Source organism: Paenibacillus sp. MDMC362 (assembly GCF_003269305.1).
Taxonomy (GTDB): Bacteria; Bacillota; Bacilli; order Paenibacillales; family Paenibacillaceae; genus Paenibacillus_AQ.
In genome coordinates this window covers 83,597-99,282 of sequence record NZ_QLYT01000006.1, presented here as the reverse complement: position 1 = coordinate 99,282, position 15,686 = coordinate 83,597, and the positions used below count along the sequence as shown (strand labels likewise).

General features: G+C 49.1%; 13 protein-coding genes. 9 read left to right on the top strand and 4 right to left on the bottom strand.

The genetic code is table 11. From position 1 onward, the window contains the following. Window positions 1-174: 174 nt before the first annotated feature. Both DP091_RS01590 and DP091_RS01585 read left to right on the top strand, forming a co-directional pair. Window positions 175-984: an aminoglycoside phosphotransferase family protein gene (locus tag DP091_RS01590; RefSeq protein ID WP_113056771.1), complete on the top strand. Its 810-nt coding sequence runs from the start codon at window positions 175-177 to the stop codon at window positions 982-984. Between the two features lie 180 nt (window positions 985-1,164). Then, window positions 1,165-2,238: a ThiF family adenylyltransferase gene (locus tag DP091_RS01585; RefSeq protein WP_258394373.1), complete on the top strand. Its 1,074-nt coding sequence runs from the start codon at window positions 1,165-1,167 to the stop codon at window positions 2,236-2,238. 92 nt (window positions 2,239-2,330) lie between these two features. Here the strand turns inward: DP091_RS01585 and DP091_RS01580 are convergent, their stop codons facing one another. After that, on the bottom strand, window positions 2,331-5,681 hold the full coding sequence (locus DP091_RS01580) for a discoidin domain-containing protein (RefSeq protein WP_113056769.1): 3,351 nt from the start codon (window positions 5,679-5,681) through the stop codon (window positions 2,331-2,333). 226 nt (window positions 5,682-5,907) lie between these two features. Here DP091_RS01580 and DP091_RS01575 point away from each other — a divergent pair, with 226 nt between their 5' ends. Next, window positions 5,908-6,630, top strand: coding sequence for a response regulator transcription factor (locus DP091_RS01575; RefSeq protein ID WP_113056768.1), 723 nt, complete (start codon window positions 5,908-5,910; stop codon window positions 6,628-6,630). A gap of 53 nt (window positions 6,631-6,683) precedes the next feature. On the opposite strand, the gene DP091_RS01570 is transcribed toward DP091_RS01575, so the two are convergent. Both DP091_RS01570 and DP091_RS01565 read right to left on the bottom strand, forming a co-directional pair. Further along, window positions 6,684-7,178, bottom strand: a complete 495-nt coding sequence (locus DP091_RS01570; protein ID WP_071218205.1) for a C40 family peptidase — start codon at window positions 7,176-7,178, stop codon at window positions 6,684-6,686. A gap of 268 nt (window positions 7,179-7,446) precedes the next feature. Then, window positions 7,447-8,091 carry a thiamine diphosphokinase gene (locus DP091_RS01565; RefSeq protein WP_113056767.1) on the bottom strand — a complete coding sequence of 215 codons (645 nt, stop codon included), beginning with the start codon at window positions 8,089-8,091 and terminating at the stop codon, window positions 7,447-7,449. Between the two features lie 135 nt (window positions 8,092-8,226). Between DP091_RS01565 and DP091_RS01560 the strand changes: the two genes are divergently transcribed. Together DP091_RS01560 and DP091_RS01555 are read left to right on the top strand one after the other, a co-directional pair. Then, window positions 8,227-8,874: a trimeric intracellular cation channel family protein gene (locus tag DP091_RS01560; protein WP_113056871.1), complete on the top strand. Its 648-nt coding sequence runs from the start codon at window positions 8,227-8,229 to the stop codon at window positions 8,872-8,874. A gap of 80 nt (window positions 8,875-8,954) precedes the next feature. Next, window positions 8,955-9,419 carry a low molecular weight protein-tyrosine-phosphatase gene (locus DP091_RS01555; protein ID WP_113056766.1) on the top strand — a complete coding sequence of 155 codons (465 nt, stop codon included), beginning with the start codon at window positions 8,955-8,957 and terminating at the stop codon, window positions 9,417-9,419. A gap of 306 nt (window positions 9,420-9,725) precedes the next feature. On the opposite strand, the gene DP091_RS01550 is transcribed toward DP091_RS01555, so the two are convergent. Then, on the bottom strand, window positions 9,726-10,454 hold the full coding sequence (locus DP091_RS01550) for an alpha/beta hydrolase (RefSeq protein ID WP_113056765.1): 729 nt from the start codon (window positions 10,452-10,454) through the stop codon (window positions 9,726-9,728). Window positions 10,455-10,710: 256 nt separating this feature from the next. Here DP091_RS01550 and pdhA point away from each other — a divergent pair, with 256 nt between their 5' ends. The 4 genes from pdhA (at window position 10,711) to lpdA (ending at window position 15,673) form a co-directional block, all read left to right on the top strand. After that, complete coding sequence (gene pdhA / locus DP091_RS01545; protein WP_113056870.1) at window positions 10,711-11,778, top strand: pyruvate dehydrogenase (acetyl-transferring) E1 component subunit alpha; 1,068 nt, start codon at window positions 10,711-10,713, stop codon at window positions 11,776-11,778. A gap of 149 nt (window positions 11,779-11,927) precedes the next feature. Beyond that, complete coding sequence (locus tag DP091_RS01540; RefSeq protein WP_009589183.1) at window positions 11,928-12,905, top strand: alpha-ketoacid dehydrogenase subunit beta; 978 nt, start codon at window positions 11,928-11,930, stop codon at window positions 12,903-12,905. A 29-nt stretch (window positions 12,906-12,934) separates the two neighbouring features. Beyond that, window positions 12,935-14,254, top strand: coding sequence for a dihydrolipoamide acetyltransferase family protein (locus DP091_RS01535; protein WP_113056764.1), 1,320 nt, complete (start codon window positions 12,935-12,937; stop codon window positions 14,252-14,254). A 3-nt stretch (window positions 14,255-14,257) separates the two neighbouring features. Next, window positions 14,258-15,673 carry a dihydrolipoyl dehydrogenase gene (gene lpdA / locus DP091_RS01530; RefSeq protein WP_009589200.1) on the top strand — a complete coding sequence of 472 codons (1,416 nt, stop codon included), beginning with the start codon at window positions 14,258-14,260 and terminating at the stop codon, window positions 15,671-15,673. Window positions 15,674-15,686: the final 13 nt, after the last annotated feature.

Genomic DNA, 15,686 nt, shown 5'->3' with positions numbered 1-15,686 from the left:
TGGTCGTACGATTTATGGTTTATTTGTGATATGCTAGAAACAACCTGAAATGAACGGAGGAGATGTTGATGGAAGACATGGACTTATCCATCGGGGCATTATTCTACGAAGGGGATTCGCATCCATAGCCCCATGAACCCGTGTAATTCCCTTCTGAAGGGGAGTCGTTTCTTAATGAATTCGGATAATAACTCAAGTCAGGGAGAAGAAGTCTTGCTCTCTCCTGAGAAGTTGGTTGTACGGCAGGGCCAGATTGTGTACCGCCCATCAGGACCTTGGACTCCGGCTATACACTCTTTGTTGAGGCATTTGAAGCATACGGGGTTTACGTTGATTCCGGAAATTATAGGTTCAGGATGTAATGAGAAAGGCCAAGAGATGTTAAGTTTTATCGAAGGCGAATTTGTTCATCCGGGGCCCTGGAGCGACGAAGGCATCGTCGAAGTAGGACAATTATTGCGTCAGCTTCATGACGCCGCCGCTACATTTAAACCGCAGCCCGGGAGTGTCTGGAAGCCGTGGTTCCTGCGTGAGCTGGGTGACAGCGGACTTGTATACAGTCATGGTGATATAGCACCTTGGAATATGGTTACCCGTGATGGGATGCCAATTGGGTTGATTGACTGGGAATACGCCGGACCTGTACATCCTATTGCCGAATTAGCCCGTGTGTGCTGGCTCTTTCCGCAGCTGCACGATGATGATGTTGCGGAAAGAGTCGGTTTGCCGGATGTTAATGCCCGTGCAAGGCAGCTGCGTTTATTGGTTGACGCCTATGGCGTCGATCCGTCCCTTCGGACAGCCCTGTTTGATATGATCGTTGAGGTGGTCGTTCGGGAAACGGCAGAGGAAGCGATCGAGCAGCAGATCACGCCGGAAACGGAAGGCCCTCTATGGGGATTGGCCTGGAGGGCGCGGAGTGCGGCCTGGATTTTGCGTCATCGCGGTGTCCTGGAGAAGGCGCTGAAAACAGGGTTGTTTTAGGCTGAAATGATATACAGCCCATCCTCTTCGGGGGATGGGTATTTCTAATCATAGGTTGTCATCCAAAAACTTCGTGAAGTCTTCTCTTATTTAGAAGATTTGCAGATATTGATCGGAGGATAATTCATGTCTCGTTTAAACGATAACAGAGAGGAAGCAAATCATACGCAGCCTCTCTTCATGGCAGCCTCGGAGTCCACGGACCGTGGTGTAGCAGTACCTATGGAACGAGAGGATCGATATTCTAGGCAAGAGCGGTTTACCCCATTTGGAAAAGAAGGTCAGCTTCGTCTCCGGGAGAGCCATGTGCTCGTCCTTGGTGCCGGGGCGCTGGGAAGCGCCGTTGCGGAAACTTTGGTTCGCGCAGGTGTCGGGCATGTAACCATCGTGGATCGGGATTACGTGGAATGGAGCAATCTGCAGCGTCAGCAGCTGTTTACCGAACAGGACGCGATCGATCGATTGCCGAAGGCCGTAGCAGCGGCTAAGCGCTTATCTGCAATTAATTCAGAGGGTATCGTGGACGGTATCGTTATGGATGTACGCGCTCAGGAACTGGCAGTACTCAGTCAAGGCGTTGATCTGATGATGGACGCTACCGATAATTTCGGAACCCGGCTGATCCTGAACGACATTGGATATAAGCATGGAATTCCTTGGATATACGGAGGCTGCGTCGGAAGCTCAGGCATGAGTTACACATTTTTGCCGGGAGAGACGCCATGCTTGAACTGTCTGCTTGGGACGATTCCCTTGGGCGGTGACACCTGCGACATTAACGGAATTCTTCCGCAAGCGGTACAGATGGTCGCTGCCCATCAAACGATGGAGGCGATGAAGCTATTATCAGGGCATCGACATGTTCTTAGAAAAAAGATGCTGTCCTTCGATTTGTGGCGTAACGAACGGGTGGAGTTTGGCGTAGACCGAGCGAAAAAATCGGACTGCCCCACATGTGGGGAGCATCCGAAATATCCTTACTTGACGGCTGAACACGCGGATAAAAGCGAAGTGTTGTGCGGGAGGGATACGGTACAGATCAGGCCAGCCAGACCCCTTGAGCTTCAATTGGACGAAATGGCCGAGCGATTGAACAGGCTACACCCAGGAAAAGCAACCGTAACACCGTATATGATCATCTACCAGGTGAATCCACATCGTTTGGTTATATTCCGGGACGGCAGAACCCTGGTGCATGGCACATCGGATATCGCCAAGGCCAGGTCGCTGTATAATCAATACGTTGGGGGTTAATCTGGAACAAACCTAAAAGCTACTTATTTAATCCGCCATACATCAAAAGGAGGGGTCCTATGCGACTCCTCCTTTTTAATGTTTTAGCCGGGTTATTGCACAATCAATTGAAAACCGTTCTGAATGAAAAACAAATCAGGATGGGCGATATTTTGCGTTGTCAGATTGTTAAATGTTGCCGACCCGTTGCCTGTATATGTGTAAATTGCCGCACCTGGATGAGGATTAGAGAATCTGGAGGATGTGACCCCGTCAAGCCCCGTACCGTCAATATGGATGTTGTTAAATACGATGTTCTGAAAGCCGCCGCCATAACCAAGCTGAACGGCGCTGCGCTGGGTGTTCAGGATATCGATGTTGGTAAACGTGACATTGCGGATCGCATCATTTGATGCTTCCAGATCGATGGCGCCGCGCTCTCCATCGTACAGGTCTTTACTGGTTCCACTCCCAATGATCGTTGTATCGGAGAACAGAATGCCGGTATTATTCTGGAAATGGTAACCCGGGAACACGGTATTCATTCGAATACCGGAACCGCCTACGGTGTCAACAATCAGGTTGTGAGTGGCCTTATGACCGCTTCCCCCAAAGAATGCAATTGCTGCCGCACGCCAATTATTTTCGATGGTGTTATAGGAGAAGTTGTTGTTAACGCCCGCAGGTGCGCCATTCACGTTACTCGTCCATACGGCGAGACCATCGTCTCCGTTGTTTCGAATGCTGCTGTTACGTACGGTTGAATGGCTGGTTCCTTGAGCAAAATTAACACCGTCCGCAAGATTATTGCGGATCCGGCTGTTTTCAATGATCAGCCCCTCCGCGATAATAGCTGGGGTGTGCGCATAATCGCCTACCCAAAATCCGCACTCAAAATGTTCAACCCACACATTGTGGATTTTGGAGTTGGTGCCGAAGTTATCCATAAATCCCTTGTAGACTGCGTTTTGATTATAACGCGACCGCAGATTTGAGTTGAGGTAGATATGGCTGAAATCAAGCTGACCCGCGATCCGAAGCGATATCCCTCCAGAAGCTGCATTCGGGTTGGTAAATTGAATATTTGTATGCCAGATGCCTGCCCCTATGATCTTGATGTCATCAATCATATTTCCAACCGAGCCGATCTTCCACATGTTGCCCAGATGGAATGTCCCTTCAGGAATGTATAAGGTTTTGCCGTTTGAAACGGCAGCCTGCACAGCAGCTTCAAACGCCGATAGGTCATCTTGGCCGTCGTTCGGCGTTGCACCGAAATCCGTTACGGAAACCGAGTTGGCCGGGCGGGCGATTGCTGCGGGGACCGGCTCGATTTCGATAAAATCAACGCCATATTCCAGGTTATCCGCATTGGACTTTTGAATACGGATTTTGTCACCCGGCTGGAGCGGCGTATCCATCTTCCAGTGTACTTCATCGAACCGGAAGAGAGGGCGTCCTCCATCAGGTGCGTCTGCAGGATGATCGCTGGAGAAATACTGCCAGCTGTAGTAAGAAGTTAATGGAACGGTTTTCTTCTTCGCACCATTTACATAAACGTCGAGCGAGCCGGTTAATCCCATGCCGTTCGATGAGTCCGGCATCGTGTAGCGCATAGTGACGCCGGCTCCGCCCTCGCCAGGTCGAACCGTCCACTCCAGATTGGACCCGTTGGAAGGAAGCGCGACATAACGCTGCCCGGATGCTTCCGATGCTGTAAGCGCTTGATCGAAGGTCGGCGCGGTCTTCAGCTGAGCCCCGCCGCCGCGTAATGCATCATCCGTATCGTATCGGGTATATGGCATACTGGCACCCCGAGCAGAATATACCGTGAGATTGGCCTGGCTGACGTTGTTCTCTCGTTTGAGGGGGACTTCGTTTGTGTCGGGTGCCACGGTTGTTGTTAATGTAAAGCTGCCATTTGCCGCTGTCCATGTACCCGGAATATGGATAGGAACAGAGGAACCTGCGGCAAGCGCGCCATCATAACTTCCGCTGAAGGTTTGAATTGTTGAACCGGCCGGATTCTTCAGAGCGACGGATATCGCGTGGGATCCGCTTGCCGTGGCTTTGTTGCCCTGGTTCTTAAGATTAACGGTAAAGGCTACTGCATTCCCTGCGACTGGAGTGGCGGGTGTCCATTGTACAGTTCCTACCAAATCGGAACTTTCAACGGCACCGATGACGAGCGGAGAAGCATGCGAATAGTTGTTATTTTCATCATTCTGTTCCATGATTTCATTATTCTCATCAACCTTGGCACTGACGGAATAGGATCCGGCGGCCTTGGTTCCGGCTTGTAGAGTTACCGTGGCGGAAGCGCCTGCCGCAAGCGGAGCTATCGGGGAGGAGCCTGCTTTATCCGCATTTAAGTAATAATTGAGCGTCGTAGCCCCGGCTTCCACGTCCCCAATGTTTTTAACTATAGCACGGAGTGTGATGTCATCGTTTTCAATCGGCGAAGATGGGGTCCATGACATATCCGTAATGGTCAGGTCCGGATTCTGGGCGGCTGTTCCGTAAACTTCGAATTCCGCAATCTGCCCGGCTGGCGCGCCGGTATTGGACGTTATGTTTAATTGAAGACGTTTCACAGTTGCCGTTACGGGAATCGTCACAAAGTTGCCGGACGCGGGGTTGAACGTATAGGACTGCGCCGATGCCAAATTGCTAAAATTTGTTGTGCTCTGGTCATGTCCGAGCACTTGTATGGTTTGGGTGCGCGTACTCCACGCCGGAGACGGATTCAGCTTCAGTACGATGGAGGTGATATTGTGATTCGTTCCCAAGTCGAGCGTCAGGGTGCTTGGATTGCTTCCGCCTTCCCAGTAGGTTTGGATGTCGTTGTCGTTAGCATGGGTTGCAATGTACGTAAAGGTGTTTGAGGAGGCGGTAATCGGTTTGCCGCTGGCGATATTGTTTCCCGTTGGAGGCGTTGGCGGGGAGACCGATGGTCCATAAATCTCGAACTCAGACAGCTGCGCAGCCGGCCACGTCGTGTTGCTGGTTACGGTCAGGCGAACATATCTCGTGCTCGCTTCGTCTAAACGGATGGTCACCGAGTTTTCTGCTGTAGAGGGGTTAAATTCATAGTCAGCCGAGTCCACCAAATTGGAGAATGTCGAACCGTTCGAGCTGCCTTGTACGGTTAGCGTTTGTGTCCGAGACTCCCAGGTGACAGGAAGTTTAAGGACGATCCGGTTGATGCTGGTGTCAGCGCCGAGATCGATTTGAATCCACTGCGGAAACGCATGATTCGTGCTTTCCCAGTACGAACCCTGATTGCCATCAATAACGTTAGCCGGCCCGTAGGTTTGGGATTGACCACTTGCTGTAACGGCTTTGCCAAGCGAGAGGTTGGTTTCGCCTGCTGCCGAAACCGGGGCTGGCGGCACTGCGGCCGAGCATACGATAGATATCAGTATAGCCATGACAAGAGGCCATACCACGAGTTTGTTGCGCATGTTATTTTCCTCCTCCAGAGTGTTCACTCGATATTTTTCGATGAAATGACTAATCGGTGAAGATATCCCCCTTTCTTAATCCTTTATCCCATTATAAAAATAGCGCTGCTGCGGAGATAAGATGTATTTCTACGGAAAACGTATGTGATCCGAGCATCTTTTGGAGTGAAAGCAGGATGAAACAGCCATACTTACATTAATAAGCGTTGAAAGCGGGGGGGAACCCGTGGAGAAAGTAATACTGATCGCGACAGATCATCAAGATCGGTTCCAGAGCGTTATGGAGATTTTGGAACAAGCGGGTTATAAGGTTAAACATGCCATGAATTATTCGGAAGTGGTCGCCGTTTTGCAGCACTCAGGCGCAGACCTGCTGCTTATCGACAGCAGATTGCCGGGTATGAGCGATTTTAATCTCGTGGAGCGATTGACGGGCAAGAGGGAACAGATCCCGATCATCGTCATCGGAAATGACGGATCTGATGAAGCCATTCAGGCATTGGAGGCAGGTGCCCATGACTACATCCCTAATGACAGAGATACAAGGGAGCTGCTGGCTCGCATTTCCAATTTATTAAAACTATATCAGATTGGTCGCATGGAGTTGGAGGAAGTCATCCGAATCGGAGATCTGGTGATCGATCCTCTGGGCCGGAATGTATCCCGAGCAGAGGAAGCGATCGAGTTGACTCATCGCGAATATGATCTGCTGTTGTTTTTGGCTAGAAGGCAGGGGCAGGTATGCACACGTGAGGATATATTAAAACAGGTGTGGGATTACGATTTTCATACAGGCACCAATGTGGTAGATGTTTATATTCTTCATCTGAGAGAGAAAATCGATCGAGGACGCAAACAAAAGCTGCTGCGAACGATTCGGGGAACCGGATATAAACTGCTATCGCAGGAAGAATTCAATGCTGCAAGCAAAAAAGACCGCCTTCCATGATTGGAAGACGGTCTTTGATATAATTCCATAGTAACAACGGTGTAGTAATTAAACTACAGTACGCGACGAGCTTTCAGGTAAGTTTTGCTCCAGTTGCCAGACAGGCTGGAGATGGTTACGCCGGGCTTGCCGTAAGTGTGCAAAATTTTGTTATTACCCATATAAACGGCAACGTGAGTCACGTTTCGGCCATTTGCACGGCTTCCGCTCGAGAAGAATACCAAATCGCCGGCTCTCAGGTTCGATTTCGATACTGCTTTACCCACTTTGGATTGGGCAGCAGATGTACGAGGCAGATTCACGCCGTATTTTTTGAAGATATGCTTCATAAAGGAAGAGCAATCAAATACTCTTGTAGTGGATGTAGACGCTCCGAATTTATAAGGTGTTCCCATATATTGTTTACCGAAGTTAACGACTCGAGTTCCCGTGCTTACCGATGCTGCTTCTACAGGAGCCGGTGGTGCAACAGTAAGAACTGCTCCTACACCCAAAGTTGCGCTCAAGCTGATTACTACGGCCTTCTTAATCCAATGCTGTCGATTCATGTTGTTATTACCTCCAAGCAGTTTTGTTTTTTGCGATGAACCGAGTATATCAGATTTGAAACCGACTATATTTTGGTTAATCGGCGTAAACCCTTGGGCCACATGAAATGAAAGCGGATTATTAAAATATCATTAAAAGTTACAAAATATTAAGAAATAGGTGCGGGTGATGAGTCGATAATGAGAAAAAACCCTTGATACACAAGGGTTTTTAACAATGAATTTGATTGTTAATATTACCGTGTTAAAGATGACAAAATAGTAACGATTAGCGGTCCTTACTCTGAATAATAAGGAGCAGACCGCCTTCGATCCGGACCGTCCCTTTGTCCTCAGCCAGCTTATTGCTGACTCCTAGTGACTGTCCCAAGCGCAATGTGGCATCGTGGAGCGGATACTCGAATCCTTCGAGATTAATCCCGGTAACTTCCGTTGTGAGCGGCAGCAGGGAGACATATGTAAACCCTTTGTTCTCGACAATGCAGCTGGAGCCTGTCAGGGTTATAAAGTTGTTCTCATCTAATATAGAACACGGAATATGATGCTGGAGTCCGCGAATCAGCATGTGGATGTTAGCCAGCGTGTGATCCAGGCGTGTCCCCGTTGCTCCCAGAATCATGATGGATTCGGGGGAATGCTCCAGTGCCAGCTCGAAGGCAAGCTCGGTGTCGGTTAAATTTTTATCGATCGGATCACAGTCAATTACCTTGCCGCTATTGGAGTGGATTTGATCCATCTGTTCTGGCGGAATGGAGTCGAAATCTCCAACCGACAGGTTAGGTTTGATCCCATGTTCAATCAGGTAGAGGGCTCCGCGATCGGCCCCTATAATGAAGTCCCCGTTTTGAACCTCATCCAGGAATCGTGGTGACAACTCCCCACCTGTAAAGATCAGGACGCGAGTGTGTTTCATTATAATTCCTCCTTTTTCGAGAGAATTGTCATTGTATTCTAGTATAGAGCAGTTTTCATGCTTGCACAATTTTAATAGGCGCGGCTACAATGTAGTATGTAAATTGACGGGGAGCGGGGGAACTGAATTTTGGACATGCATGTGTTTGACGTATTCAGTATCATTGGCACCATTGCGTTTGCCATGTCCGGAGCTTTTGTAGCTATGGAAGAGGAATACGATATTCTGGGGGTTGTGGTATTAGGTTTAGTCACGGCCTTCGGCGGGGGTATTATAAGAAACGTACTGATCGGCGTGCCGGTTACCACCTTGTGGGGACAGGGCGATTTAATCATGCTTGCGATGATTTCGGTATTTGTAGCGTTTGTGCTGCCGCTCGGGTTAATTCAGCACTGGAAGAAAACGGAGGCGCTCTTCGATGCGATCGGACTATCAGCCTTTGCGATTCAAGGGGCTCTATACGCTACGCAAATGAATCACCCCATGAGCGCGGTGATTGTGGCTGCCGTCCTTACCGGAAGCGGCGGGGGAATGGTCCGCGATTTATTGGCAGGGCGGAAGCCGCTGGTGCTCCGTGATGAGATCTATGCGGTGTGGGCCATGATAGCAGGGGTCGCCATCGGCCTTGGCGTGGCCACCAAGACTTGGGAGCTGCTTACCCTGTTTGTTGTGGTGATTGTATTCCGGATGCTGTCCGTGCTTTATAAATGGAGACTGCCCAGAAGGTCACTGCAAGAGGGCCATCCTGCTGCAGCCAGTGGGAAAAAAGTCAGTTCAGGTTAATGGATGGTAGGTAACGTCATTCATGAACGTAGAATTTTTAGTGAAGTGGCGATGAATTATAGCGTGAAGGAGAGAGGGTTATGGTATCCGTTTTATTTGTATGTTTGGGCAATATCTGCCGCTCGCCGATGGCGGAAGCGGTGCTGCGACATAAAATTGAACAGCGTGGACTGCAGGAAAAGATCAGTGTGGATTCTGCCGGAACAGGGGATTGGCATATCGGAAGCGTTCCTCATGAAGGAACCCGAAAGCTGCTGGACAGCTGGCAAATCAGCTACGAAGGAATGGTCGCTCGCAAAGTGGTAAGCCAGGACCTGACCAAGTTCGATTACGTCATCGGCATGGATGATTCGAATGTGGCGAATTTGCGCAAGCTAGCGGGAGGCAACCAGGCCGCGATTCTGAAGTTTATGGATTTGCTCCCTGATGAAAAGCTGCGTGAGGTGCCTGATCCGTATTTCACTGGAAATTTTGATGAAGTGTTCCGGCTTATTGATGCAGGGTGTGACATCTTACTGGACAAAATCATGAAAGAAAAGCTATAATCGATTCGAACAAGCGGTGAGTCTACCGCTTTTTTGACGAGAATAATTGAAAGCGATACCAAGAAGAACGGGCTGCTGAACATAAAAGATGAACAATGCACATTCCAGAAAAAATGCGCGGTTGTTCATCTTTTTTTGAAGTGAAGCAACAGGAGCGCATAGCTTGCGCTTAATGTAGCTTCAAAGGTATTCTTTTTTGCCAACTGCCATAAAGCGTAACGCGTAAAAAGTCCCCAGTGGGACAGGCAATGAACTTTGCTGTAACAGGTCATTTAAATAAGCCAACGGATTTTGCCAATCAATCGATTAATCCAGGAAGTACATAAGAGCAGCAGGGAGCTCTTTTTGCCAGAATCCCCAAAGGTGACGGCCGTCTTTTTCAAGATAAGATATGGTGGCACCCCGTTCTTCCAGCAACGCCTTTGTTGAACGATTCAATTCAACGAAGTTATAGACACCTGTATCGGTTGTATAGTTGTCTTCTTGCAAGCCTACAATCATATAGATGTCGAGCCAGGACAAATCCTTTTCTTCTCTGATCATAGCCTGGGACTTCTCATAGAAGGCGCCGGACAAGCTGATGATTCGGGTGAAGAGATGCGGGTAACGCAAGGCCAGATGCACGGATACGCTTCCGCCAAGGGAGTCGCCGGCGAGTACTCTTTCGGCAGGCTCTTTGCGCACAGGATATTTTTGTTCGACGAAGGGAATAATCTCTTCGGCGAAGCAGGATAGATAAGCATCGAACCGGTTGCCGAATGGCGCATACTCCTCGGTGCGAACTTTGGTGTTCACTTCCACGCCTACAATGATGAACGGCTCCACGCCTTCTTCGAGAATGAGCTGGTTGGCCCAAGTCGCGATGCGACCAAAATTGAAGAATTCCTCTCCATCCTGACAGTAAACAACGGGATAGCTGAGAATTTCATTGTATCCGGGAGGAAGATAGATGCGCAGCGTTCGATTCTCCTGCAGAAACTGGCTTTCAATCACTTCTTTTACGATGGTTCGCTTCAATAAACGTTCATTCGTCATCATTCGTCACCTTTTTCGGGTTAGTTTTTGAAATGCGGTAAACAATAAGTTAAAATTACCCTGACATGTTGAAGTTGGCTGCTGTTTTATGATGTTTGTCATACTGTTATAGTATTATTCACAAACTGTTATACATACAAACGTTAAGAAATGTGAAATTTTATCCCGTATTTCTTTGACGAATGAAGTAAAACAGGTGTATAATAATTCTATAACAGCGGAACTTGATATTCAAATATTTATTGAGGTGAAAAAAATGACCAAGGTTCCTTATGAAGTATATACCGAGGAAGTCGATACTCTATCTGTACTTTCCCCGGATGGCAAAATCGTAAACAAAGATCTTCTGCCTGAATTGTCAGACGATCAATTGAAAGAAATTATGTACCGTATGGTATTTACCCGTACTTGGGACGACCGTGCCGTAAATCTCGGCCGTCAAGGGCGTCTCGGTTTCTATGCTCCTGTATCCGGTCAAGAAGCAACGATGGTAGGTAGCGAATTCGCGCTTGAGAAAGACGACTTTGTCTGCCCGGGCTACCGTGATATGCCGCAAATCGTATGGCACGGACTTCCGCTTTATCAAGCATTCCTCTATTCCCGCGGACATCAGCATGGCGGGCAAATTCCGGAGGGTGTTAACGTATTGATGCCTCAGATCATCATTGGCGCGCAAATCTTGCATGCTATGGGTATCGCTATGGGTTACAAATTGAAGAAGCAAAAACAAGTGGTTATTACGTATACCGGTGACGGCGGCTCTTCCGAAGGCGACTTCTACGAAGGCTTGAACTATGCAGGCGTGTACAAACTGCCAGTTATCTTCTTCGTGCAAAACAACGGCTATGCCATCACGACTCCATTCTCCAAGCAGACTGCAGCATTGTCTATTGCACATAAAGCCGTAGCAGCTGGTATCAAGGGTGTTAAGGTTGACGGCATGGACGTCCTCGCTGTGATCAAGGCCGTTCGTGATGCTGCAGAACGCGGCCGCAATGGCGAAGGCGCAACGCTTATCGAAGCTGTGACATACCGTTTCCGTCCGCATTCCCTGTCTGACGACGCTTCGAAATATCGTACGAAGGAAGAAGAGGGCGAGTGGAACGAGAAGGATCCGATCGCACGTCTTGCGAAGTACCTGGAAGCAAAAGGCCTCTGGACAGAGGAAGATACAGCTCGCGTGAAAGAAGAAGCGAAAGCGAAAGTCAACGAGCAAATTAAAAAAGCAGAACAAACGGAAAAAATGACAGTACCTGGTTTGATCGACAGCATGTTCGAGCAAACGCCGAAGCATCTGGAAGAGCAGAAAGCTGATTTCCAATAAAAATGACGAGCCGATGATTGTCAAAGGTTGATCCTGGATAATCATCTGGTTTTGTCATGGCTGTATCAGGTCGGTTTTTGAACGTTTTGACATCGATATATACACTGAAGTTTTTAGTGAACTGTATTTCTTAAGGAGGAAATGAAGCAATGGCACAAATGAACATGAAAGAAGCGATTCGCGACGCCATGCGCGTTGAATTGAGCCGTGACCCTAACGTTGTCATCTTCGGTGAAGACGTAGGTAATGTCGGCGGTGTTTTCCGGGTAACGGAAGGCCTTCAAAAAGAATTCGGGGAAGAGCGCGTATTCGATACGCCGCTGGCTGAGTCCGCTATCGGCGGTTTGGCAGTTGGTCTCGGTATTCAAGGCTTCCGTCCGATCGCTGAAATTCAATTCGTTGGATTTATCTTTGAAGCGCTCGACCAAATCGTCGTTCAAGCAGCGCGTATGCGTTACCGTTCCGGTGGACGTTACAACTCCCCGATCGTATTCCGTACGCCATTCGGCGGCGGGGTTAAAGCGGCCGAGCTGCACACCGACGCACTCGAAGGTTTGATCACGCAAACCCCGGGTATTAAAGTTGTAGTACCATCCAATCCTTATGATGCAAAAGGACTCATGATCGCAGCAATTCGCGATAATGACCCCGTGTTCTTCATGGAACACTTGAACCTGTATCATGCGTTCCGCGCTGAAGTTCCTGAAGGTGATTACACGGTTGAGCTTGGTAAAGCTAACGTGGTTCGCGAAGGAACCGATGTTACGATTATCGCTTACGGTTTGATGGTTCATACCGCAACGAAAGCGGCGGACGAACTTGAGAAGAACGGAATTAAAGCGGAAATCATCGACTTGCGCACGATCTCTCCAATCGACATTGATACCGTGCTTGCTTCGGTTAAGAAAACCAACCGTGCCATCGTGGTTCAAGAAGCGCAAAAATCTGCAGGCGTAGCCGCAGAAGTTATCGCTCAAATCAACGAGAAGGCGATTCTGCACCTGGAAGCTCCAGTGCTTCGCGTGACTCCGCCGGATACCGTGTATCCATTCGCGCAAATCGAGGACACTTGGTTGCCTACACCAGCACGTATCGTGGATGCCGTCAATAAAGTATTGAATTTCTAATAGCAGCAATTTCTAGGGAGGTTTTTCAGTTGGCAAAATTTGAATATCGTTTTCCAGAGCTGGGTGAAGGTCTGCATGAAGGTGAAATCATCAAAATGCATATCAAGCCAGGCGACAAAGTAACAGACGACGACATCATCATGGAAGTACAGAACGACAAGGCGGTCGTAGAAGTTCCTTGTCCCGTGAACGGTACGGTTCAAGAAGTTTTTGCCAAGGATGGTCAAGTATGCCGTGTCGGTGAAGTGGTAGCTATCATCGATGCTGAAGGCGACATTCCTGAGCAAGAGGCTCCTGCTGAAGAGCAGTCTGCGCAAGAAGCTGACGCAGCTAAAGGCAGCGCGGATACAACTTCTTCCCCTGCTCAAGATGCACCGGCTGACGCTAAACAAGGCGGAAACGGTGGAGCAGCTGCACCGGCAGCGCCTAACCGTGAAGTTCTGGCTACGCCAAGCGTGCGCAAATTCGCTCGCGAGCAAGGTGTAGACATCGCACAGGTGCAGGGCTCCGGCAACAACGGTAAAGTGACTCGCGACGATGTTGAAGCCTTCAAGAACGGTGGAGGCCAAGCAGCAGCTCCGGCGCAAGAAGTCGCTTCCGAAGCGAAAGCAGCCCCTGCAGCAGCATCCGCAGCGGTGGACACTCGTGCAGAAGAAGAGCGCGTACCATTCAAAGGTATCCGTAAAGCGATCTCGAACGCCATGGTTAAATCGGCTTACACAGCTCCTCACGTTACGATCATGGACGAAGTTGACGTAACTGAGCTGGTAGCGTTCCGAACTCGCATGAAACCGATCGCTGAGAAAAAAGGCACGAAAGTTACGTATCTGCCATTCATCGTTAAAGCACTCGTTGCGGCTAGCCGTCAATTCCCGGCTTTGAATGCGATGATCGACGAAGAAGCGAACGAAATCGTGTACAAAAAATACTACAACATCGGTATTGCTACGGATACAGACAACGGTCTGATCGTACCGGTTATCAAAGATGCGGATCGTAAGAGCATCTGGATGATCGCTGACAGCATCCGTGACCTGGCTGCTCGCGGCCGTGAAGGCAAACTGTCTCCTAACGAAATGAAGGGCAGCACGATTTCCATCACGAACATCGGATCCGCAGGCGGCATGTTCTTTACGCCAATCATTAACTTCCCAGAGGTTGCTATTCTCGGTACCGGCCGCATCAGCGAAAAAGCGGTTGTGAAGAACGGCGAGATTGTAGCAGCACCTGTTATGGCATTGTCCTTGAGCTTTGACCACCGTATCATCGACGGCGCAACGGCTCAAAACTTTATGAACTATATTAAACAACTGCTCGCTAACCCTGAGCTGCTTGTTATGGAGGTGTAACTAATGGTAGTTGGAGATGCTTCTTTAGATATTGATACTCTAGTCATTGGTGCTGGTCCTGGTGGTTATGTGGCGGCGATTCGTGCCGCCCAACTGGGTCAAAAGGTTCTGATCGTTGATAAATCGGAACTCGGCGGTGTTTGCTTGAACCGTGGTTGTATTCCTTCCAAGGCTTTGATCGCTGCAGCTCATCAGTTCGAATCTGCTAAGCATGCCGATGCATTCGGTATTTCCGTGGAGAACGTAACGGTTGATTTCGCGAAAACACAGGAATTCAAAAACGGCGTTGTCAAAAAAATGACTGGCGGCGTAGCCGGTTTGCTGAAAGGCAACAAAGTGGAAGTTTTCAACGGTGAGTGCATGTTCATCAACGAAAACGAAGCGCGTGTATTCAATGATCATGAATCACCGCGTTACCGCTTCAAGAACTGCATCATTGCTACAGGTTCCCGTCCAATCGAACTGAAGCCATTCCCGTTTGGCGGACGCATCCTGTCTTCTACCGAAGCATTGAACCTGCCTGAAGTACCGAAGAGCATGATCGTAATCGGTGGCGGCTACATCGGTGCCGAGCTGGGTCAAATGTACTCCAAATTCGGTTCGAAAGTAACGATCATCGAAGGTCTGGACAGCGTTTTGGCTGGCTTTGACAAAGACATGACAAGCCTCGTTACGAAAAACATGAAGAAAACCGGTATCGAAATTATCACAGGTGCTAAAGCTGAAAGTGCTGAGCAAAATGATAAAGAAGTTACCGTGAAATACTCCGTGAATGGCGAAACCAAAGAAGTAACAGCAGATTACCTGCTGGTTACGGTTGGCCGTCGTCCGAACACGGACGGAGAGCTTGGTCTGGACCTGATCGGCCTCGATATGGATGAGCGCGGATTCGTGAAAGTCGACCATCAAGGACGCACAAGCATTCCTCATATCTTCGCGATCGGGGATATCGTGTCCGGTCTTGCGCTTGCACACAAAGCTTCCTATGAAGGTAAAGTGGCTGCTGAAGCCATTTCCGGAATGCCGTCCGTCGTGGATTACAAATGTATTCCAGCGGTTGTGTTTACGGATCCAGAATGCTCCAGCGTAGGTTACACCGAAGCTCAAGCGAAGGAAAAAGGCCATAAAGTGAAAGCAGGCAAATTCCCATACGCAGGTAACGGACGTTCCGTATCCTTGAACCATCCGGAAGGCTTCGTGAAGATCGTGGCTGAAGAAGGAACAGGACTTATTCTTGGAGCGCAAATCGTAGGTCTGGAAGCTTCCAACCTGATTGCAGAGCTCGGTCTTGCTATTGAGATGGGCGCTACGCTTGAAGATGTGGCCTTGACCATCCATGCGCATCCAACGCTTGGCGAAATCGTAATGGAAGCTGCGGAATTGGTTATGGGTCATCCGATCCACATCATTGCCCGTTAATCCAAACGACGTT